The organism is Streptomyces sp. NPDC040432 (assembly GCF_055595445.1).
On record NZ_JBVIVP010000008.1, the window covers coordinates 167,626 to 188,856 of the forward strand.

The 21,231-nt window shown below is 73.2% G+C and carries 20 protein-coding genes; 8 read left to right on the forward strand and 12 right to left on the reverse strand.

Annotated elements, in window-relative coordinates:
• The first annotated feature begins 196 nt into the window (after window positions 1-196).
• Window positions 197-1,207 (forward strand): zinc-binding dehydrogenase, encoded by a 1,011-nt coding sequence (locus ACZ58N_RS19545; RefSeq protein WP_471161197.1) that lies wholly within the window; start codon window positions 197-199, stop codon window positions 1,205-1,207.
• A gap of 41 nt (window positions 1,208-1,248) precedes the next feature.
• Here the strand turns inward: ACZ58N_RS19545 and ACZ58N_RS19550 are convergent, their stop codons facing one another.
• The 6 genes from ACZ58N_RS19550 to ACZ58N_RS19575 all read right to left on the reverse strand — a co-directional run bounded on the left by ACZ58N_RS19550 (window position 1,249) and on the right by ACZ58N_RS19575 (window position 6,882).
• Complete coding sequence (locus ACZ58N_RS19550) at window positions 1,249-1,791, reverse strand: DUF6368 family protein (RefSeq protein ID WP_471161200.1); 543 nt, start codon at window positions 1,789-1,791, stop codon at window positions 1,249-1,251.
• 69 nt (window positions 1,792-1,860) lie between these two features.
• The gene (locus ACZ58N_RS19555) at window positions 1,861-2,259 is read right to left on the reverse strand and encodes an Imm32 family immunity protein (protein ID WP_471161202.1); all 399 of its coding nucleotides are present in this window, start codon (window positions 2,257-2,259) and stop codon (window positions 1,861-1,863) included.
• Between the two features lie 155 nt (window positions 2,260-2,414).
• Window positions 2,415-3,224, reverse strand: coding sequence for a class I SAM-dependent methyltransferase (locus ACZ58N_RS19560; protein WP_471161205.1), 810 nt, complete (start codon window positions 3,222-3,224; stop codon window positions 2,415-2,417).
• Between the two features lie 231 nt (window positions 3,225-3,455).
• Window positions 3,456-4,664, reverse strand: a complete 1,209-nt coding sequence (locus ACZ58N_RS19565) for a NupC/NupG family nucleoside CNT transporter (protein WP_471161207.1) — start codon at window positions 4,662-4,664, stop codon at window positions 3,456-3,458.
• 283 nt (window positions 4,665-4,947) lie between these two features.
• Window positions 4,948-6,543: an FAD-dependent monooxygenase gene (locus ACZ58N_RS19570; RefSeq protein WP_471161210.1), complete on the reverse strand. Its 1,596-nt coding sequence runs from the start codon at window positions 6,541-6,543 to the stop codon at window positions 4,948-4,950.
• A gap of 87 nt (window positions 6,544-6,630) precedes the next feature.
• Window positions 6,631-6,882 (reverse strand): hypothetical protein, encoded by a 252-nt coding sequence (locus ACZ58N_RS19575; RefSeq protein WP_471161212.1) that lies wholly within the window; start codon window positions 6,880-6,882, stop codon window positions 6,631-6,633.
• 354 nt (window positions 6,883-7,236) lie between these two features.
• Between ACZ58N_RS19575 and ACZ58N_RS19580 the strand changes: the two genes are divergently transcribed.
• The 3 genes from ACZ58N_RS19580 to ACZ58N_RS19590 all read left to right on the forward strand — a co-directional run bounded on the left by ACZ58N_RS19580 (window position 7,237) and on the right by ACZ58N_RS19590 (window position 9,205).
• The gene (locus ACZ58N_RS19580; RefSeq protein ID WP_471161214.1) at window positions 7,237-8,139 is read left to right on the forward strand and encodes an MbnB/TglH/ChrH family RiPP precursor modification enzyme; all 903 of its coding nucleotides are present in this window, start codon (window positions 7,237-7,239) and stop codon (window positions 8,137-8,139) included.
• The gene (locus tag ACZ58N_RS19585) at window positions 8,139-8,942 is read left to right on the forward strand and encodes a hypothetical protein (RefSeq protein WP_471161217.1); all 804 of its coding nucleotides are present in this window, start codon (window positions 8,139-8,141) and stop codon (window positions 8,940-8,942) included. Before ACZ58N_RS19580 ends, ACZ58N_RS19585 begins: the two co-directional genes overlap by 1 nt.
• A gap of 83 nt (window positions 8,943-9,025) precedes the next feature.
• Window positions 9,026-9,205, forward strand: coding sequence for a hypothetical protein (locus ACZ58N_RS19590; RefSeq protein ID WP_471161220.1), 180 nt, complete (start codon window positions 9,026-9,028; stop codon window positions 9,203-9,205).
• A 117-nt stretch (window positions 9,206-9,322) separates the two neighbouring features.
• On the opposite strand, the gene ACZ58N_RS19595 is transcribed toward ACZ58N_RS19590, so the two are convergent.
• From ACZ58N_RS19595 to ACZ58N_RS19605, 3 genes are all read right to left on the reverse strand, one after another.
• Window positions 9,323-10,861, reverse strand: coding sequence for a serine/threonine-protein kinase (locus tag ACZ58N_RS19595; protein ID WP_471161223.1), 1,539 nt, complete (start codon window positions 10,859-10,861; stop codon window positions 9,323-9,325).
• A 213-nt stretch (window positions 10,862-11,074) separates the two neighbouring features.
• Window positions 11,075-12,322 (reverse strand): CoA transferase, encoded by a 1,248-nt coding sequence (locus ACZ58N_RS19600; RefSeq protein ID WP_471161450.1) that lies wholly within the window; start codon window positions 12,320-12,322, stop codon window positions 11,075-11,077.
• A 589-nt stretch (window positions 12,323-12,911) separates the two neighbouring features.
• Window positions 12,912-14,957 (reverse strand): hypothetical protein, encoded by a 2,046-nt coding sequence (locus ACZ58N_RS19605; RefSeq protein ID WP_471161225.1) that lies wholly within the window; start codon window positions 14,955-14,957, stop codon window positions 12,912-12,914.
• 183 nt (window positions 14,958-15,140) lie between these two features.
• Here ACZ58N_RS19605 and ACZ58N_RS19610 point away from each other — a divergent pair, with 183 nt between their 5' ends.
• Window positions 15,141-15,902: a ricin-type beta-trefoil lectin domain protein gene (locus ACZ58N_RS19610; protein ID WP_471161227.1), complete on the forward strand. Its 762-nt coding sequence runs from the start codon at window positions 15,141-15,143 to the stop codon at window positions 15,900-15,902.
• Window positions 15,903-16,081: 179 nt separating this feature from the next.
• Window positions 16,082-17,155, forward strand: coding sequence for a DUF4034 domain-containing protein (locus ACZ58N_RS19615; protein ID WP_471161230.1), 1,074 nt, complete (start codon window positions 16,082-16,084; stop codon window positions 17,153-17,155).
• Window positions 17,156-17,258: 103 nt separating this feature from the next.
• Here ACZ58N_RS19615 and ACZ58N_RS19620 read toward each other — a convergent pair whose 3' ends face one another.
• Complete coding sequence (locus tag ACZ58N_RS19620; protein WP_471161233.1) at window positions 17,259-18,002, reverse strand: hypothetical protein; 744 nt, start codon at window positions 18,000-18,002, stop codon at window positions 17,259-17,261.
• A gap of 156 nt (window positions 18,003-18,158) precedes the next feature.
• On the opposite strand from ACZ58N_RS19620, the gene ACZ58N_RS19625 reads away from it, so the two are divergent.
• On the forward strand, window positions 18,159-18,764 hold the full coding sequence (locus ACZ58N_RS19625) for a signal protein (RefSeq protein ID WP_471161236.1): 606 nt from the start codon (window positions 18,159-18,161) through the stop codon (window positions 18,762-18,764).
• Window positions 18,765-18,864: 100 nt separating this feature from the next.
• On the opposite strand, the gene pip is transcribed toward ACZ58N_RS19625, so the two are convergent.
• Window positions 18,865-19,827, reverse strand: a complete 963-nt coding sequence (gene pip, locus ACZ58N_RS19630) for a prolyl aminopeptidase (protein WP_471161239.1) — start codon at window positions 19,825-19,827, stop codon at window positions 18,865-18,867.
• 141 nt (window positions 19,828-19,968) lie between these two features.
• Here pip and ACZ58N_RS19635 point away from each other — a divergent pair, with 141 nt between their 5' ends.
• The gene (locus ACZ58N_RS19635) at window positions 19,969-20,541 is read left to right on the forward strand and encodes an SMI1/KNR4 family protein (RefSeq protein ID WP_471161242.1); all 573 of its coding nucleotides are present in this window, start codon (window positions 19,969-19,971) and stop codon (window positions 20,539-20,541) included.
• 24 nt (window positions 20,542-20,565) lie between these two features.
• On the opposite strand, the gene ACZ58N_RS19640 is transcribed toward ACZ58N_RS19635, so the two are convergent.
• Complete coding sequence (locus ACZ58N_RS19640) at window positions 20,566-21,189, reverse strand: hypothetical protein (RefSeq protein WP_471161245.1); 624 nt, start codon at window positions 21,187-21,189, stop codon at window positions 20,566-20,568.
• Window positions 21,190-21,231: the final 42 nt, after the last annotated feature.

Here is a 21,231-nt window from a genome sequence, read left to right on the forward strand (position 1 = left end):
GAACACCGCGTCGGTGTCGTGGGTGACCCCGGTGGAGATGATCCGGTGGGACCCCGCGCACGGGGTGCGTCGACGGGACGACGCGCCCTCCTCCCTCGTCTCCCCCTTCCCTTCCGTCGATTTGCGCCGGTGCCCCGAGGCGCTTACCTGGAGGGGAGGGGGATCGAGCGCGTCCGCAACCGGAAGGAGCGGGAGCATGGAGACGATGCCGGCCGCACGGCTGTCCCTCAAAGGTGGCGGCCTGGCCGTCGAGGAAGTACCCGTGCCCGTACCCGGTCCGGGACAGGTGCTGGTCGAGGTCCGGGCTGCCGGGGTCTGCCTGTCGGACGTGCACCTCATCCAGGGCGTGCTCAAGCCGCCGCCCCTGGTCGGCGACAAGGTGACGCTGGGGCACGAAACCGCAGGGGTGGTGCACACCCTCGGAGAGGGCGTGACCGCCGTGGGTGTCGGTGACCACGTCGTCCTCCAGGCCGGCGAGCTGCGCGACGGGGTGCTCATCACCCGGGGGGTGAACTGCGACGGGGGCTGGGCCCGGTACGCGCTCGCCGCCGCCGACGCGGTGGTGCCGCTCCCCCCGGGAATCCCCTTCGAGGAGGCCTGCATCATCCCCGACGCGGTCTCCACCCCGTGGGCGGCCATCACCTCGCGCGCCGCCGTGCGGCCCGCGGAGGCGGTGGGCGTGTGGGGCGTCGGAGGACTCGGAGCCCACGCGGTCCAGTTGCTGCGGCTGGTCGGGGCCTGCCCGATCATCGCGGTGGACCCGCTCGCCGAGGCCCGCGAACGGGCCCTGCGGCTCGGGGCGGACGCCGCCCTGGACCCCACCGACCCCGATTTCGGCGCCGGACTCCGTGCCGTCACCGGCCCGCAGGGCATCACCACGGCCTTCGATTTCGCGGGTGTCCCGGTAGCCCGGGACCAAGCGCTGGGCAGCCTCGCGGACCAGGGCAGGCTGGTGCTGGTGGGGCTCACCGACCAACCGCTGACGGTCAAGGACAGCACCTGGTTCTGCCGGTTCGGACAGCAGGTCATCGGCCACTACGGGTCACGGCCCGAAGACCTCGCTGAACTGGTCGGCCTCGTGAGCAGGGGGCGCCTGGACCTCTCCGCCTCGGTCAGCGGCGTCTTCCCCCTGGCCGACGCCGCACGGGCCGTCGAGGCACTGGACAACAAGGAGGGCAGTCCGATCCGGCTGATCCTCAAGCCCTGACGGCGTCCGGCCCCATCCCCTGCCCACCGGCCCGCCTGCGACTACTTCAGCAGCCGGAAGCCGGGCTGCCGAGCCCAGGCACGGAGGAACTCCGCCGAACCGTAAGCGGTGGGCCACGGATCCGTCGTCATCGCGACGATGCCCGGAAGGCCTTTCACGATCGGGATCTGATCCTCCAGGAGTTCGACGTTGGCGACTCCCCCGATCACGTCCATGACGGCGGCGGTCAACAGGGCCGTGACAACGTGATCGACCGGCTCGTTGCAACAGGCGATCACGTCGACGGCGTGCGTCGGTGTGAAACCGATGAGGGTTTCCTGGTCGCCCTCGTCGGCGTGCTCGGACTCGAATATGTCCTCGTCGCCGATGCCGGGGCCCATGAGCGAGACCATGACGGGCCGACGTCCGTCGACGCCCCCCGTATCCGCCACACCGAGGCTCGCCGCGTGAACGTTCAGGTCGTATCCACCAACCCGCTTCTCCTCGAAGTGGGATGAGGACCGGACAAGGAGTTCCCGGAGCCTTTGGATCGCCGTCGACGGGACCGGCTCCGGCAACTCGATCACCAACACGGGTCCGCCCATGAGCGGGAGCCTATCCGGCCGCGGCGATGGAGTGATCACGCGTCCCGGCCGAACGCCGTCGTCGGGCCTTCAGCGGATGGGCATGCCCCCGTGCGGGCTGTTCACGACCACGGGCAGTGCATCGGGGGCCAGGTAGTGGTGGTCCGGGTAGTACTCGACGTGCCGGTGCCCGCCGTCGTCCATCCCCGCGACCGACCGGATTTCGTCCGCGAGAGCCGTCAGGCCCTGCCGGTCGCCCTCGATCAGCAGAACGCCCCGCTCAACGTCGACCCGGATCCGAACGCCCGGGCCGTCGCCGCCCAGCACCTCGACCGAAGCCAATTCGGTGCCGCCGAAGTCCGGTGCGTCCGAGGCCGCGGTTTCCAGGGCGCCCCTCCCTCCGGCGAGCGCGCCGGCGAGGGCGACGAGGTCCGCCGCGTCGCCCGACAGGTCCACCCCCTCGTCGTCGGAGAAGAACAGGATCCTCATCCGCCACCACCCCTTTCGTTCCACGGCAACGGACTCAACGATCCGATGCCGTCCCACCCGAGCCGAGCCGAACCGAACCGAGCCGAACCGATCCGGTCCGGTTCCGGTTCCGGTCCGGAACGATACCCAGCGCCGCGGGCTCCTGACCGGCCTCGTCAGCGCCACCCGTAGGCCAGCAGCGCGAGGTGCGGCAACCGCAGGTCGCCGTCCGGGGTCAGGAACGGACGGCTGAGTTCGGTGGCCTGCCGCACGATGCGGGTGATGGCCGTCGGATCCGCCGACGAGGTCAGCAGTCCGGTCTCCAGCGTCCGGGTGAGCCCGTCCGACCAGGCGGCCGGGCTCACCCGGTGGTCCCAGGCCAACGTCCGGCAGGCCGCCCCGCGCAGCCCCGCCCGCGCCAGCAGTTCCGCCATCCCCGCGGTGTCCCCGGGATGGCCGGCACCCGGGGGCCGCAGTCGGTCCGGCGACACGCGTGGGGCACCGGCGGCGCGGAGGGCGCGCACCAGGACGGTCTGCCCGGCAGCCGGTACGTCCGTCCAGCAGGTCAGCGCCACCCGTCCCCCGGGTCGTACGACCCGGCGCAGCTCGGCCGCCACGGCCGGGGTCGGGCCGGCGTGTCCGAGTACGAAGTTGCCGACGGCCGCGTCGAAGGTCGCGTCCCGGAACGGGAGCAGGGGCAGTGCCGCGACCAGGGTGTGGGCCCGGGGGGCCGCCGCGCGGGCGAGTCGTGCCATGGTGGGCGAGGAGTCGACGGCCGTCACCCGGGCCCCGCGGTCCGCGGCGGCCCGGGCCACGGTCCCGGGGCCGGTTCCGACGTCCAGAACTCTGGTGCCGGTGCCCACTTGGGCGGCATCGAGGAGGGATGCGACCGGCCCGGCGCACGCGGCTCCGAGGGTGTGCGCGTACAGCGCGGCGTGTTCCTCCCAGATGTCCGCGGTGCGGGTCTGCTGTCGCGTGTCCGCCATGGCCTTCCTCCGTCCGGCCGGCGCGCGGGTGACCTCCCGCGGGGTGCGGGGACCCTGCACTGCCGCCCCCACCAGCACACCAGGCGCAACCGCCCGGCCGGGACGACCGACCGGAGGAACGGGCGGAGGAATGCGGGGAACGGGCGAGCGGACATGCGGGCCGGCCGCCCCGGACGGTCGCGGACTCCTGCTGTGGTCGGGGCACGGCCGGGCTTCGTCGCGTCCGTACGGTCAGCCCACGATGCCGACGATGGCCGCGTTGCTGAGGTTGGCCAGCGTCCCCGCGAGCAGGGCCAGCAGACCGAGGCGGGCGACGTCGCCCCGCCGCTCCGGAGCCAACGCGCCGAAGGAGCCGAGCTGGATGGCGATCGATCCGAAGTTGGCGAACCCGGCGAGGGCGAAGGTGGTGATGAGCACCGTCTTGGGTTCGAGGGAGGGGATCTGGGGGCCGAACGAGGCGTAGGCGACGAACTCGTTGATCACCGTCTTCTGCCCGAGCAGGCTGCCCACCGTGGAGGCTTCGTCCCAAGGCACGCCGATGAGCCATGCGACCGGTGCGAAGATCCACCCCAGTACCCGTTGGAACGTCAGGTTGTCGATGCCGAACCAGCTCCCGGCCACGCCGAGGATGCCGTTGGCCAGGGCGATGAGCGCGACGAACGCGATGAGCAGGCAGCCCACGATGACCGCGAGGCGCCCGCCGTTGAGCGCGCCGCGGGCGAGCGCGTCGATGACGTTGGCCGATTCCGTGTCGCGGACCCCCCGGATGTCGCCCTGTTGCTCCACCTGCTCGGTCTCCGGGTAGATCGCCTTGGCGATGACCAGCATGGCGGGCGCGTTCATGACGCTCGCCGCCAACAGGTAGGGCAGTGGGGCGCCGAGCAGCGAGTATCCGACCAGGGTGGAACCGGCCACGGACGCGAAACCACCCGTCATGCAGGTGAACAGCTCCGAGCGGGTGAGCCGTCGCAGGTACGGTGCGATGAGCAGCGGTGCCTCGGACTGGCCGAGGAAGATCACCGTCGTGGCCCAGATCGACTCGACCCGGCTGGTGCCGAGGAGCCGGGAGATGAACCCGCCGACGATCTGCACGACCCATTGGATGACGCCGACGTAGTAGAGCAGCCCGACGAGCGCGCCGAGGAAGATGATGACGGGCAGCACGCCGATGGCGAAGGGGACGGACGAGCCCTTGGCCAGCGATCCGAAGAGGAACTCCGTTCCCGCGCTCGTGTAGCCGATCACCTTCGCGATCAGGTCGGCGAACCAGCGCAGTGCTTCGCGGCCGGGTTCCCACTTGAGCACGAGCAGGGCGATCACCACTTGCAGGGCGACGCCGATGCCGAGCGTCCGCCAGTTGATCTGTCGCCGGTGGCGCGAGATGGCGTAGCAGAGGCCGTAGATCACGAGAAGGCCGAGCAGGCCCTGCAGCCGAGTCATCGGACGCGAACTCCCCCATCGGGCCGAGCAGGCCCCTCGTGGCCCGGCGGGCTCGTGTGCTCGCGTGCTTGCGGGCTCGTGTGCTTGCTTACTTGCTTGCGTGCGTGCTTGTGGCGGGCCGGAAGGCAGCGGGCACACCGGGTGGTCACACGGCATGCACGATCGTTCGGACCCGCACATTCGGAACCTATGAGACAAACCGCCCTCGGGTCTCAGGACACGCCCGACTCCCGACCGGGCGGGTCGGTACAGGACACGATGGGACGCCCACCCGGTCGCGGCATCACGCGGCGATCCGGTCGATCCGGCTCGTCGCGGGGGTCGCCGCTTCGCCGGCGGGCTCCGCGGACATGCCGGAGGCCCGCTCCAGGGCTTCGCGCACGGCTCGCTCGCCGGCCGCCCGGGTGTCAGGCGCCGTTCCCCATCGATGGGCGACGTACCCGTCGGGCCGGACCAGGACGGCCCCGCCGGGGCCGATGCCGTACCGGGTGGGGAACGCCCTGCGGGGGTCGCGCAGGGTGCCGTCCGGGCCGCCGATCCGGTGCGCGGCGAGCGGGACGCCGAGTCCGGTCGCGGCCCGTCGCCCGGCGGCCGGCCAGCATGCTCCGAGCGGACCGGCGAGCAGGGTGAATCCCGTCCCGAAGAGGTCGAGTACCGATACCCGGCCGGTGTCGTTCCGCAGCCACAGGTGCGGGGCCCGGCTGCCGGGGCGCCCGGTGGGGTGGAACGGGTCCTCGCAGGGTTCGGCGTCCGGGCCGCCCGCGGGGTCGGGGTACAGGTAGCCGAGTTGGAGGGTTTCCGGGTGCAGTGCCTCCGGCAGTCCGCGGGCGGTCGCGAGGACGTGCCACAGCGTGTGGGCCGCCACGCGGCTCCGCTCGACGTCGTAGGTGTCGAGGAGGCGCTCGCCCGCTCGCCCGTGCAGGACGGCGGCGAGCTTCCAGGCGAGGTTGTGGGCGTCCTGGATGCCCGTGTTGCCGCCGAGGCCACCGATCACGGGCATGGTGTGGGCGGCGTCTCCCAGGAGCATGACCCGGCCCTCGCGGAACCGTTCGGCCACCACGGCGGAGGCTCCCCAGCGCAGCACGCTGCGCACGTCGGGTTCGAGGGCGGGCAGGCCGGTGACCAGGCGGATCCGGTCCCGGGCGAACCGGCGGAGCACCTCGTCCGCCGCTCCCTCGGCGAACGGGCTGTCGGGGATGCCGTACTCCCACAGGGGTGCCTGCGGTGTGCCGCGGGCGAAGAGCACCTGGCTGTCGGAGAACACGACGGCGGTGGGGCGGCGGCCGTGCAGTACGGGGTCGAGGTCGGCGGCGAAGACGGTGCTGAGGAAGCGCGGTTCACCGCGGCGGCCTTGCAGTTCGATGCCGAGGGCCTCCCGAACGGGGCTGCGCGTGCCGTCCGCACCCAGGAGGTAGGCGCACCGGACGGTACGCGACCGGCCGGTGGCTCGGTCGAGGATCCGGGCGGTGACGCCTTGCGGATCCTGGTCGAACGCGGTGAGTTCCCAGCCGAAGAGCACCCGCGCGCCGCGGTTGCGGGCTTCGGCCAACAGGATCGGTTCGAGGTTGTTCTGATCGCAGAGGCGGCTGCCGGCGGGGCTGATGGGCCGGGTCGGGTCGCCCTGCGGGCCGAGGGGGGTGTACGTCCTGTCGGCGAGGGTGTCCGCCTGGTACCAGCCGCTGGGGCGGCGGCCCACGGCGTCGACGGCGGCCTCCAGGCCCAGGGATCGGAGCACCTCGCCGGAGCGGGCGGTGAGGACTCGTGACCGGGGGTGGCTTCCGATGCCGGGACGGCGTTCGACGACGAGGCATTCCACCCCGTGGTGGGCCAGCAGCACCGCGGCCGACAGGCCGCTGAGGCTTCCGCCGGCCACGAGCACCGGCACGTGGTCGGGTACGGGCCGCGTGTCTCTCGCGGGTCGGGGGGTAGGGCCGGGGCCGGTCGCGGTGTTCATGCGGGCCGGGGCTCAGCGGACGGTCGAGGCCGCCGCGAGGGCCGGGGCGGTGTGGGGGGCGGGCTCCCGGTCGGCGAGGTGATCACCGGCGGGGGGCGCGTTCAGGGCAGGGGCATGGGGTGCGTGCAGGGCGTGGCAGACGCAGAAGCAGAGCCAGCCGTCGGCGCGCAGCGGGCTGCGGGTCCGGAGTTCGGTCAGGGCGAGCCAGTCGGGTTCCGTCCGGGCACGGGTGGTCGCGTACGCCCGGTCGCCATGGTTGCTCATCGTGTTCGTCCCTCTCCTGCGGTGGGCCCTCCGCCACACGTGCCCGGTGGGGTGAGCGTGCGCGCGATCGGGCCCGGCGGGCCGGGTGGTGCGGGGCCGCACCACTCCTCCAGTGCAGCCCGGGAGCACCGCCGCCGGTGTCCTCCGACCGGCCGAACCCGGGGACGACCGCCGAGGAGGGCGCCGCGCCGACGGCGTCATGTCGTCCCGCCAATGGCCCGACCGCAGGAAGGACCGGCCGCGGCCCCGCCCCTACGGTGGCCGCAGGAGGGCGAAGGAGACCGCAGGAGGCCTCAGGAAGTCCTGCCCGCCTCGGCTCAGGAAGTCCGGCCCGCATCGTGAGAGGACCCGTCCATGACCACCGCACCTTCGAGCCCCGCCCCGCTCGCCGCCGCGACTGCCGTGCCGGTGACCGGCCTGCCGTACCTCGGTTCGGGGATCGGCTACCGCACCGAGATCAAGGACGCCATCGGCTCCCCGGCGAGCCGCATCGACTGGCTTGAGGTGATCTCCGAGCACTACCTCTTCGCGCCGCCCGACGTCCGCGACGTCCTGCACCGCCTGCGCCGCCGGTTCCGGATCGTGCCGCACGGACTGGAGCTGTCGATCGGTGGCCCGCGCGATCCCTCCCCGCGCTATCTGGACGCTCTGGCGCAGCTGGTCGACGAGATCGACGCGCCCTGGTTCAGCGACCACCTGTGCTTCACCCGGGCCGCGGGCGTGGCCCTGAGCACGCTGACGCCGCTGCCCCGGACCCGGGAGATCGCCCGTGAGGTGGGGCGTCGCGCACAGCGCGTCCAGGCCGCCGTCGGCAGGCCCCTCATCCTGGAAAACGTCACGTACTACATCGATCTCCAGTCACCTTTGTCCGAGGCGCAGTTCATCGCCGAAGTGATGGAGCACTGCGAGTGCGGGCTGCTGCTGGACCTGACGAACCTGGACATCAACGCACGCAACCACGGCTACTCGGCGATGGACTTCCTCGACACGATCCCGGTGGAACGGGTCGTCCAGGTGCACCTGGCGGGCGGGACCGGCGGCGAGGACGACCGCATGGACCTGGACACGCACAGCGAGCCCGTGCCGCCCGCCGTCTGGGACCTGCTGACGGAGCTGGTGGACAGGGCCCCGCTGCGCGCCACGCTGCTGGAACGCGACCAGAACTTCCCCGACGACTTCGGCGTGCTCCAGGCCGAACTCGATCACGCCCGGCAGATCCTCGACGGCGCCCGGAACGCGCGGGCGGGGGTGCGGTGATGGGCCTGCGCGAGGCGTTCGCCTCGGTCATCGCCTCTCCCGGAACCCTGCTGCCCCTGCTGCGCGAGGACCCCGGTCGGGTCCAGGGACGCTTCGACCTGTCCGACGCGGAACTGGCGGCGCTGACCGGTGTCGACGGGGACAGCTACTCGTTCATGGCCGAGGAGAGCGGCGCCAAGCGACGCATCCACCTCTCGGTCGGCATCCCCCGGACGGTGACCGAACTCACGGAACACCATCCGGATGTGCTCGACGCGTTCCTGACCACGACGACGCTCGCGGAGGACCCCGGCGACCCCACGGGGATCGCGCGGGCCTGCGAGCAGCTGCTGGAGTTCGACCGACTGCCGCCCGCCACGGCCGACTTCGGCCGGTTCGAACTCGACCAGTACCTGCTGCTCAACGACTCGGTGGCCGCCGAGGCCTGCCGCCCCGCGCCCGCGGCGCAGCCTCCCGCCCCGGTCGCACACGCCGTGGAACAGCAGCTGGTCCTGTCGCCGGCGGTTCGCGTGGCGACGTACGAGCACGACGTGACGGACCCCGAGGCGCCGGTCCGGATGCCCCGTGAGGTGGTGACCGTCCTGCTCCAGCGAGCCTGGGACGCGCCGCTGCGGGCGTACCGGATCGGGGCCGGGACGGGGCTCCTCCTGACCTGCTGCGACGGCACCCGCACGGGCCGGGAGGCCGCCCACGAGGCCGACCTGCCGGAGGCCGCGGCCTTGGAACTGCTGGAGCGGCTGGTGAGCACCGACATCGTGCGCGTGGCGGCCGCGATCGTCCACCAGGGTCGTCCGATCACATGACGCGGCCTCCCCCGCCCGTCCGGTTTCCTGGGAGGCAAACCTTCCAACCGCTCCGGCAAGGAGGAGGAACCATGAAAGGCTCCATGCGCGAAACACACGTGGACGTGGGTCAGGCTCTCTCACTGGCCCCGTTGCCCGACACCGTGGTGGCCCGCCGGGCCGGCCCGCCCCGGGACTTCAACTGCTTCTGCGTCTTCTGCACCCGGGCGGCCGACACGTCCACGTCCCACCCGAGGCGTGCCGCGAACCGCCGGTCCGGCTGAACTGCGGCCGTGACGTCGACCGGACGAGGCCGCTCGAACCGCGAGCGGCACCGCATCCGGGCGGTGCGCCGGGAGCGCGCCGCCCGGATGCGGTGGCCGGATGCGGTGGCCGGCGGATCATTCCTCGTTGAGCCAGCCGCAGACGTAGTACTGCTGGTTCGCGTCCCGCTCGATGATCCATTGGTTGAGGACGTCACCCGCGGGTTTCCCCGTCTCGATGTCGCGCCGGGTGATCCTCGCTTCCACGCTGAGTTCGTCCATGTTCGGGGGGATCTCGTAGGGCTGGAGTTCCCAGCGGTCCACGAAGTAGCCGTTGAGGACGAATCCGAGCAGGCCCGCGCGCATCCGGGGGCAGGTCCCTCGGCGCAGCGACGTCATGTCGTGGTCGGCCAGTCCGTTCATGTAGAGCGCGAAGACGCGCTCGATGGCTTGGCGGTCGAGGGGAGCCCGTGCCGGCCCGGGGGTTGGAGTGGGGGTGGGGTTTGCGGTCCGGGTCGGGCCCGACGGTACGGACGGGGTCGGTGCGGGAGGGGACGGGGTGCGCAGGGTGGGGGTCGTGGATTCGGTCGCGCGCGTGCGGCCGGGGTCGTCGTCCGGGGATCCGGTTTCCGGTAACCACCAGGGCACCGCGAGCGTCGCGGCCACGACGACGCCCACCGCACGAGCCGCCCGGTACGCCCGTCGACGAGTCGGTCGATCCGGATCCTGTACGGCCGGCGCGGCCCCCGGTGCGGGATGCCGTGCCGGTGGGGACGCCACGGGTGCGGCGTCCGGCGCCGCGCCCAGCCGCAGCGTGGACGCCGAGGTCGGCCGGGGGCCCGGCCCTGCGGGCCCCGTCCCGCCCGCCGGTCCGGCGAGGAGGTCGTACGCCTCGTCGGCGGTGAGGCGTTCCGCAGGGTCCTTGCGGAGGAGGCCCGTCAGCACGGGGGCGAGTTCGCCGGCGCGGACGGCGACGGCGGGTTCCTCGGTGGCGACCGCGACGAAGACGGCCCAGGAACCGGAGCCGCTGAACGGAGGGTGCCCCTCGACAGCGGTGAACAGGGTTGCTCCGAGGGACCACAGGTCGGATTCGGCGGTCGCCGGCAGTCCGCGCACCTGCTCCGGGGACATGTAGGTCGGGGTCCCCATGAGGGCCCCCGTCCGGGTCAGACCGGGCTCGCCCTCCACCGCGGCGATCCCGAAGTCGGTCAGTACCACCCGGTCGCCTTCGAGCAGCACGTTGGCGGGCTTGATGTCCCGGTGGGTGACTCCCGTGGCGTGCACGGCGCGCAGCGCGTCCAGGACCTGTCGGCCGATCCCGGCCACCCGGGCCGGCGGCAGCGGGCCGTCCTCCCTCACCAGGGCGTCCAGGGAACGGCCGTGGACGAGTTCCATCACGATCCACGGGCGGCCGTCGTCGCCCGCTATCCGGTCGTGGACGGTGATGACCCCCGGATGTTTCAGCCTGGCGGCGGCGCGCGCCTCACGGTCGAGGCGGCCGATCCAGGCCTCGCGCAGGGAGGCGTCGAGGTCGTCCGGGAGCCGGAGCTCCTTGAGGGCGACCTCCCGGTCCAGTTGCTCGTCGTGGGCCCGCCATACGGTCCCCATGCCGCCCTGGCCGAGCAGTTCGGCCAACCGGTACCGGCCGGCCAGCAGTCGTCCGCGATCGTCAGTCACGCCCGGAACCTAACCCAAGGCACCCGGTCGTGAGAACGCGCCCAACTCCCGACCCGTGCCCGGGGCCGCCGGGCGGCCGACAAGCAGTGGTTCCGGTGCGAGGGCGACCTGACGAATCAGCGTCGAACGGACGGTACGGGGATGGCCGGAGGCCCCCGCGGCCGTTCCGTACGTCCTCGGCTCGCAGTGCTCTGCCGACGAACACGGCAGGCCTCAGGCCCAGTTCGGCAGGTCGGTGCCCCACCGGGTGGACGCCCGGTTCCAGTTCGCGGGTCCGCCGTCGTAGTGGACCGGGGACGAGGCGTGGCGCAGCAGACCGTAGGGCGATTCGGTTTCGGTGAGCCAGGGTCCGGGGTCGTGGGCGTCGGCATCGCCGTGTGCGGGGGTGGGGCGGATGCCGTGCATCAGCCATGACGCGGTGCCTGCCAGGGAGAGGCGGACGTGCCGTCCACCGCCGCTGATCCGGCGGTCGCTCAGTGCCCGGAGGACGGCGGCGGCGAGCAGGTACCCGGTCCCGTGGTCCAGTGCCTGTGCGGGCAGCACTCCCGGGCGGCCGTCGGCCGTGGCTTCGATCGCCGCGATGCCCGTGCGGGCTTGGACCAGGCTGTCGAAGCCGCGTCGCCCCGCCCAGGGACCGGACCAGCCCCAGGCGCACAGTTGCGCCACGATCAGGTCGGGATGCCGGGCAAGGAGCGCCTCGGGCGTCAGTCCGTGCCGGTCCAGGGCGCCGGGGCGGTAGCCGGTCACCACGACGTCGGCCTGGCCGAGGAGGCCCTCGAAGGTGCGCCGATCGCCAGGGCGGGCGAGGTCCAGCAGAGTGGAGCGTTTGCCCATGCCCGTATCGGCGTGGGCATCCGCGTCCTCGGGGAGCCGGGGGGCGTCCACGCGCAGTACGTCGGCGCCCAGCAGCGCCAGCGTTCGCGTGCCGACGGGGCCCGCGATGACGCGGGTCAGGTCCAGGACCCGCACTCCGTGCGCGGGCGTGGACGCGGGTGCCAACGGTCGGGGGTCGGTCCGCCCCACGTGCCGCGTCTCGACCAGGGCGGGACCGGCCGGGGTGCGACCGGCCGGGGCGGGTGCGGCCGGGGCGGGTGCGAAAGCCACGGCCACGGCCAGGCCGCCCGCTGCGTAGACCGTCTCCTGGACCTCCTGGGCCGGGCGCGAAGCCAGTTCCTCGGTGAGCGCGCCCACCAACGCCCGGTCCTGCCCCGTGTCCCTGATGCCCAGGGCCCCGAGGAGCCGGGCACGGTGATGCGGATAGTTTGCATGGGTGCGCACCCATCCGTCGGCCGCCTGCCAGAACCCGGACAGCGGAGCGAACGACGTCGGCACCCGCCCGTCGATCCGCAGATGGCGTTCACTGACGAACGCCGTGGCCACCGCGGCCTCGTTCACCCGCACCGCGGGCACCCTGACGCCGTTGCGCAGCGCCAGCAGTTCCGCCGCCGCCAGCGAGGACACCCCCACCGCGGCCCGCGCCAACTCCCGCACCGGCAGACGCGACGGCAGGACAGCGCCCGCTTCCTCGTAGGACACGTGCCGAACCAGTTGGCTCCGGCCTCCCAGAGCCGCCCAGGCGTGTGCGGTGGCCGCGTCCTCGGTGTACGTCACCCGCTCATTGTGCGACACACCCGGGGCGACGCCGCGGAGCAGGAGCTCCCGCCGCGCACGGTGACCTGCCCCGTGGCCCTCGGCCCGGGCCGGCGCGCGGGCGGGGTCGGCGGGCGGGCGGGACACAGCGAAGCGGCTGTGCCGGCGCGTCCGACGCCCGGAGCCCCGCCCGTGTCCGTCCGGGTCATCCCCTGAACGGTTGAAGACGTCCAGGACGTCCGGCCGGTACCCACGTCGCCGGCGGCCCGGGGGCCGTATCGGGGCGGATCCGGGCACCTCGCTGCCGGGCCCTCGCGCGAGCGGTCTCCGGCCCGTCGCACGCCTCGACCGCGAAGGCCCCGAAGTCCCCGAAGGCCTGGGTGAACACGGCGGAAGACCCCGACCCCATGACCACGGCCGGATCAGGCCACGGGCCGCCGCCAGGAACGGAGTTCGCGGTTCACCGGTGGCCGTCCGGTGGTCCGGACCCGGGTGCGAGTTGGGTCGCCAGGAGGGTGAGGCCGCGGCGGAGCCGGCGGAAGTACGTGGCGCGGCTGAGGTGCAGGGCGCGGGCGATCTGATGGTGGGTGCGGGAACGGCCCAGGTAGTAGGCGGCCAGGATGGTGCCGGCCTCCCTGTCCGTGGGAGCCGGCGACGCGGCGAGCGCGGCCACACCGTCGGTCAGCCAGGCGCGCAATCGCGGCGGGGACGACAGCTCCGGCAGGACCAGCAGCGGGTTCCCGGCGAGGCCGCCCGGCTCTCGGAGTCCGGCCAGGGCGCGGCCGACGAGGGCCGGCAGGTCCTCGTCGGGCAGGGTCGCGAGCCCCACCCCGGTAGGGGGTGCGGTCCCGGGGGTGGCGGGCGGGCCCGCGCCGAGTCGGCGGATCCACCCGGCGAGGCCGGTGGTGGTGAACTCCTGGCTGTAGACCTCCGGGCGGCGCCCGCACCGGTAGACGTCGTCCCGGATGCCGCCGTGCCGGCGGAAGCTCAGCGCGTGCAGCAGGCTCTGGTAGTCCGGGCTCGCCGTGGAGACGAGGAGGTTCCCGGCGAGGGTCGCCTGCACCAGGATGTGGCGCAGCATCTGCGCGTGCGCGCCCGGGTCCGCGCCGTACGCCGCCCCCAGGAACAGCCCGGCCCCGCTCCCGGCCCCGGCTCTGCTCCCGGCCCCCGGCCCGCCGCCCGGGTGGCCGTCGTCGTCGGTGGCCGCTCCGGGGGCGAGAAGGCCGGGTGCGTGCTGCTGGAGCAGCGGTTCGATGCCATGGGCGGTGTCCGGGCCGACGGGTACGAGGGCGGCCAGCGCCACCGGCGCCCCGTCGCGGTCCCGGGCGAGGTGGAACGCGGTCGGGGCGGACGCCAGCCACCCTTCCGTGACCCGCTCCGAACGCCTTGGGTCGAAGCCGTTGCGGACCGCCCAACGATGCATCAACCGTCCGATGTCATCGGCGTCGCCGGAGCCGGCAGGCAGGATCCGCGCATCGTCCTCGACCGGTGGGAACAGCGAACGTCGCAGGGCGGGTTCGCCGGACAGGAACAGCCCCTGCTCGACGATCCGGGCCTGCTCGCGCGGGTCCCGGCGTTCGGTGAGCAGCGTCTGCCGGTAGCCGGCCGCGCGCGTCCGGACGTCCCGGTGGGCCTGCGGTCGGCGCCAGGCGTAGGCGAGTTCGAACAGGGACCGGTACGGTTCGCGCACCGCCAGCCCGAGTGGTCCCCGCCGGACGAGGCTCAACGCGGCCAGTGCGGAGAACACCTCCGGCCCCGCGGTGAGCAGCCGTTCGTCGCCGGCGCCCACGGTGGCCAGGAGCCGCAGCGCGTGCCGGTCCCGGCCCCCGGACCGCGGCCTCTCGCGGTCGAGGCGCCCGAGGACCTCCTCGGCCACGGCGTCGGCGACGGCGCCGGGCGCGTCGGCGGGAGTTCCGGCGAGGAGCTCCCGGGCGGCGAGGACGGCCGGGAACGGGTACCCGCCCGCGAGGCGCACCGCCAGCGCCACGGCCTCCGCGTCCTCCAGCCCGGTCGCCCTGACGAGGTCCTCGATGTCCCCGGTCGGCCACGGCTTCATCGCCACGACGGAGGGCGCGTACCGGTCCGCCCAGCCGGACAGTCCCCGCAGCGGCCTCCGGCTCACCACCAGCACGGACGGCGTCCCCGGATCCCGGCTCCGCCGTCCCGAGGAGCCCGCGAACCACCCCGTGGCCACCGGCGGGCCTGCGGCTCTCGGAGCGTCGCAGGGGCGGGGCTCGGTCAGGGCCGCGGTCACGGCATCCGCCTGGCCCGGGCCGTCCACGCTGTCGACCAGGAGGAGCCCGTCCCCTTGCGCGGCGCCGGCGAGCAGCCCCCGTACCCGCTCCGCGGCGACGGACGCCGACAGTCCGCACAGGTCGACGCCGGTGGCCACGGGCAGCTGCCGGGCCAGGGTGCTCTTCCCGCTGCCGAGGGGGCCGCAGAGGTTGACCACGGAGTGCGCGGCGAGGGCGGCGGACAGGGCACCGAGGCCCGGGGGGATCTTCACGGTGCCCCGGACGATACCCAGCCGGCGCCGGCCGGTGTCAGCGGGCAACCAGCCGAACCGTGGCTTGAGTTGATACTTCCGTGAGACTACGCGAACGCGGCCCGCGGCTAGGGTCTGAACGACCGCGGGGCCCCGGCGGCGCACGTTCCTGCACGGCCACCACCTACTTGAATGGAGTCCGGAGTGAAGCTGGTTCGATGGCTGTCGACCACGGCCACCGCCCTCCTCGCCGCGACCACCCTGCTCACCGCGCCCGCCGCGGCGAGCAGCACCGCGAGTGCCACCGCGGCCACCCCCGCGCGCACCACCGTCGGCGCGACCGCCGCCCTGGCGCCCACCGCCCCCAAGTACTTCCTCGGCACCGGATACGGTCCGTACAACATCGCCGTCGACGCCGCCTGGAACACCGCCTACGCGGCGGCCGTGAACGAGGGTTACCAGGCCTCCCGCTGCGCCCGCTCGGCCGGTCCGGCGGCCAACCCGATCGGCGGCAACGGCTACTACCAGGTGCTCGTCGAGATCTACTGCAGCGTGCCGCCGCCTCCCGGGTCGGGCCAGATCACCGGCGTCCACTCCGGCAAGTGCGTCGACGTCAAGGGCGGCAGCCTCAAGGACGGCGCGCCGATCCAGCTGTACCAGTGCAACGGAACCGATGCCCAGGCCTGGCGGCTGGAGAGCGACGGCACGGTGCGCGCCCTCGGCCGCTGCATGGACGTGCAGTACGCCAAGACGGAGAACGGCTCCCACATCGGGCTCAACACCTGCCACCAGGGCCTGAACCAGAAGTGGGAGTTGCTGCCGGACGGCCTGCTGCGCAGCGTCCACTCGGGCAAGTGTCTGGACGCCCTCGGTTGGGCCACCGGCAACGGCACCCGCCTCGGGATCTGGGACTGTGCCCCGGGGCACACCAACCAGCAGTGGCGCGGCGCGCCCCTGGGCACCTGACCCCCGCGTACGACCACCCGACCCGCCTCCGTACGGCCCCCGGTACACCCGGTCCCGTACGGAGGCGGGTCCGCGGCACGGGCCGATGCCTGCACGGGCGGGCCGGATGTCGAAAACGAGTCCGGTACTTTGCCGCAGCGTTGGCTTGTCGTGACCCCGACCAGGGATGATGACGCGTTGTGCTCACCAACATCGTCACCGCCGTCGGTCTGGCCGTCCTCCTCTGGGCGCTCGTCCGCACCACCCTTCTCGCCGTCCGCAACCGCAGGGCCCGGGACTTCGACGCCTCCGCCTACGGCCTCGTCCCCCGCGAGGAGCTCGACAGCCGGCGTTCCGGCCCGCCGCGGGACGAGCCCGCGCTGCGCCTCGCCGTCGACGCCGCCCGCGACGGCCGGTGGGAGCCGGCGGCCGGGCTCCTCGCGGTGACCGTGGAACGCCAGGACTGGGCCGAGCGCCTGCGGCTCGTCGAGGTGTTCGCGGATCTCGCCGTGGAGGACGAACGTTGGTTGCGGATCTGGCGGGCCGAGCGTCCGCAGGACGCGGACGCCGTCGTCGTGCACGCGCACGCCCTGCTGCTCCGTGCCTGGGCGGCGCGCGGCGAGAAGTACATCAAGGAGACCTCCGACTCGCAGGTCGCGATGTTCGGGGAGCTGCTGCCGACGGCCATGTACGCCGCCCACGAGGCGGCCCGGCTGGCACCGGGCGATCCGTCCCCGTGGGTCACGATGATCGCCGCCGCGCGTGGCCTGGGGCTGTCCCACGACGAGTTCCGCCGGCTGTGGGGCGAGCTCGCGAGCCGTGCTCCGCACCACTACGACGCGCACTGGCAGGCCCTCCAGTACTGGTGCGAGAAGTGGTACGGCTCGCACCAACTGATGTTCAAGTTCGCGAAGGAGGCGACGGCCTCGGCTCCGGCCGGGAGCCTGATGTCGGGCATCTACCTGCATGCCGTGCACGAAGCGGTCCTTCAGGACGGTGAGGCGGCCTACCGCACCTGGGCCACGAAGCCGATGCTCGCCCTCATCCGGGCCGACCTGGCGCAGGCCGATCCGGAGGACCGACGGCTTCCCGCGATACGACACCTGTACGCCGCCGTGCTCGTGAAGACGGGCCGGTACGCGGAGGCCTTGGCACAGTTCCGGCTCCTCGGCGGGTGGTGCGGAGCGGCGCCCTGGACGGACGCCCGGGATGCCGCGGCGGCTTTCCATCACGCCCGCGGCCTGGCGGCCCTCCACTCGGGGCGCCCCCGGTAACACCACGACGGCGGCGGGCACGACCGGCCTTTTCGTTCGACGTCGGGTTGCGCGACCTGCTTCGGCCTGCTTCGACCCGCTCCGGCGTCCCGAGGTGCGGTGGTCACGCATCGGGCAGGCAGAGCCAGATCTCCGAGAGGGTGAGGCCGTGCTCGTTGGTCACCGTGCCGCACGGACAGCCCAGCGCGATCCGACTCCAGTCACCGGTGACCACCCACGGGCCGCCCGCACTCCCGCACCTCGGGCAGGTGAAGGTCTCGGCCGTCCACACCCCGGGCGAGGGCCTGCCGTAGTGCCGGAACCTGCCCGTGTGCCGGGCCCGCCAGGGCTCCGCCGGCGGGGTGAGCGGGACCGTTCCCGGCCGGTTCGGTGCCGCCAGGACGGTGAACAGGGCGATCAGGTCGGGCAGTAGGGCCTCTCCTGCCTCCGTCGGCGGCGCCGCGGCACCCGTCGTGGTCCCGTGCGGGGCCCCGTACCTCGGCGCCGCTGCCGCGGGCGACGGGGTCGGGGCGGCGTGCCAGGGCAGGAGGGCGCGAGCTACGGCGGCGAGCAGGGCCACGGCCGGTGGGCTGACGGAACCCGCGTCGAGGTGGTGGAGGGTGCTCCGCAGGACGCGTTGGAGCCGCCGGTCCCGATCCGCGGTCCGGATCCGCTCCGGCGGGTGCTTGCGCGTGGGGAGCGGAGCGGTGAGGCGGGCGAGGACGGCAGCCGCGGCGTGCGCGTCCACCGGCGACGGATGCCACTGGCCGGTGGCCAGGAGTCGCCGAGCGCGCCCGGACTCCCGGGCCAGAGCCCGCGTCGCCAGTACCGCGTCGGAGTTCGCGGGAACCGCGCGCTCTCGACTCATGACTCAGCCCCTTTCGTTCCGTCACCGTGTCGTTCGTCGGGTACGCGCCGCGCGCAGGCGCACATCCCCTCACCGAGGTGCCGACCCCGGCGGACGGGCGCGGCCGGAGCACCGTCCTGCGCGGCGCACACCACAGGCGGCAAGTATCCTCCCGGGATGCGCATACGAAGATCATTCGTTGTCCTCGCGGCAGCGGCCCTGCCGGTCGGTGCCTGTACGGCGCCCGACGCCGCGGAACTCGCACGCCAACCACAACCGGGCATCGCGCAGCTCAGCACCGGCGAGCTCCAGAGCCGGTGGTGGAGTTGGGCGGCCTCCAGCCCCGAGAGCTCGAACCCGGTGTCCGATCCGGACGGCAGCTTCTGCGCACAGAACCAGCCCGCCGACGCCTGGTTCCTCGCAGGCACGTTCGGCGGCAAGGCCGAGCGGCGCTGCTCGATCCCGGCGGAACGCCCGGTGGCGTTCCCGCTGCTGAACTTCACGGGCACGAAGGCCGAGTGCTCGGCGCGGCTGGCGGAGGCGAAGGGCACCGTCAAGCTCGGCACGGCCGAGGTGGCCGTGGAGCGGATGGAACCCACCCCGATCCGGATCACCGGCGTCGAGGGCAACCCCATCACCGGGGAGGCGGGTTCACTGTCCACGCACGGCTGCGGGCTGTGGGTCCGGCTGGGGCCGGTACCCGTGGGGACCACCTCGCTGACCATCGAGGGCTCCGCAGGTGCGTTCTCCCTCTCGGTGTCCTACGACCTCCAGGTCGCGTAGGGGCGGGACCCGCGAAGACTCCTCGCGGCGACGACGGAACGGTTGCCGCTGCCGGACCCGCCGAACACCGGGTCCGGCTCCACTGCCGGACGGCTTGACATCAGAGCTGGCGGGCGAACCGGTCCAGGGCGCCGAGGACATGGGCGCGCGTCGTGTCGCTGCCCAAGTGGCCCGCGTCCCGGACGACGATCAGCTCCGCGTCGGGCCATGCCCGGGCGAGTTCCCACGCGGTGTCGAGCGGGCCTCCCATGTCGAGCCTGCCGTGTACGAGCACACCGGGTGTGCCGGCCAGGCGGTGGGCGTCGCGGAGCAGGGCGCCCTCCTCCAGCCACGCGCCGTGGGAGAAGTAGTGGGAGCAGATGCGAACGAAGGCCAGTTGGGCGTCCGAGGGCCGGTCGCCGTAGGGGTGTGCGTCTCCGTCCGTTTCCCCGGACAGGACCGCGTCCTCCCAGGCGCACCAGTCGGTGGCGGCCTTCTCCCGCACCACGGCGTCCGGGTGTTCCATGAGGCGACCGTAGGCAGCGACGATGTCGCCGTCGCGCGGTGTGCCCGCGGCTCCGGCGAGGAAGCGTTCCCATTGCTCGGGGAAGTACCGGCCGACCCCACGGTAGAGCCATTCGATCTCGGAGCGCCTGGTGGTGGTGACGGCGGCGATGACGATCTCCGAGACCTTCTCGGGGTGCGTTTCGGCGTAGGCCAGGATCAGCGTGGAGCCCCACGAGCCGCCGTACAGCAGCCAGCGGTCGATGCCCAGGTGCACCCGGAGCCGTTCCATGTCCGCGATCAGGTGCCGGGTGGTGTTGTGCCGCATGTCGGTCGTGGGGTTGCTCGCGTGGGGGGTGCTGCGCCCGCACCCGCGCTGGTCGAACAGCACCACCCGGTACCGTTCCGGATCGAAGTACTGGCGGGCCGCGGCGCCGCATCCGGATCCCGGACCGCCGTGAACGACGAGCGCCGGCTTGCCCTCCGGGTTGCCGCACACTTCCCAGTACACGAGGTTTCCGTCGCCGACATCGAGCAGTCCTGTCTCGTACGGTTCGACCGGCGGGTGCAGTTCGCCCACATCAAGACCTCCAGGACATCGGAACGACGGGGAACAGCGTAGGGCCGGGGCCCGGGGTCGGGCGAGATGGCCGGGGCCGCGGACGCAACGCCTCCCCACCGGCGTCAGGGACGGCGGCAGGCTTCCAGTAGCGTCCGTCCCGTGAACACCCTCGACTCCCTCGATGCCCTCGTCCGTCTTTGCCGGCCGCCCGTCGAACCGCCGCCCGCGGTGGACTGGACGCAGGCGGAGCCTGCGCTGGGTACGACGTTGCCGACCGACTACAAGCGACTGGTCGAGGTGTACGGCGACGGGATTTTCGACGACACGATCTGGCTGCTCGTCCCCGGCTCCTCCTACGCCGACTGCGACTTGCGGGCGCAGGCGGCGGAACGGGACGAGATCCTGGAAGGCCTGTGGGAGTTCGAGCCGAGGCCCGCCGCCCTGCTGGAGGCGGGGGCACGGGTCGTCCCTTGGGCGTTCGAAGAGGGCACGGGGGCGTTCCTGTATTGGCTGGCGCGGCCCGGTCGCCATCCCGACGAGTGGACGGTGCTCTACAACGAGGGACGCGGACCGCTGTGGGAGCACCACGACATGGGGTGCTCGGCGTTCCTCCTGGGGGTGCTCACGGGAACGGTGGAAACGGAGTACTTCGGTGCCCTCCGCGACGCGCCGAAGCCGACGGAGCACCGCTTCCAGACGGCCGCCCGGACCATCGGAGCGTCCCGGCGCTGATGCCGCCCTCAGGAAGGCGGGCGTTCAGGGCGCGCAGCCCCGCAGCGTCGAACCCGGTGCGACCTGGCGCTTCTCCACACCGCGCAGCATCAGGGTGACGTGTTCCCCACCCGCGATGCGCTTGAACTCCACCCATACCTGCGGCACGACCACGAGCCGGTCGCGCGATTGCAGCTCCGCAGGAGGACCGCTCCGATCGATGGCCCCGGTGAGGTCGCCGACGACCACCACACCTCGACCGGTGATCCCGAAGGCCTGCGAGACCCGGAACGTCCAGGCCCGATCCGCCCTGGGGGCAGTCGTGAGTACCTGCACCTCAGCCACCGGGCGCGACCCTTCCGCAAGGATCAGGCGAGTGCCCGGTCCGCATGGGAACGGCACCCCGCCACCATGCGCCCACCGACCGTGCACCGCCCCCTCGCCGAGCCCGAGCCCCGGCCCGGCAGGCACGTCGTCGAACGAGACGCTCCACGACTGACCGTCCGTCCCGGACTCGGCGAACGCCGTCGGCGCGTAGAGGCCGCCCGGATGCGGATCCCTACGACCACCGTCCTCAGCGGCGAACCACCGCATCCAGCCGCTGATTTCCAAGCCGTCGTCCACGCCATCTTCCCCGCCGTCGTCCACGCCGACATCATCGCCGATCACGCCGGCGCCGCAGGCTGGGTACGGAACCGCGACCGCCAGGAC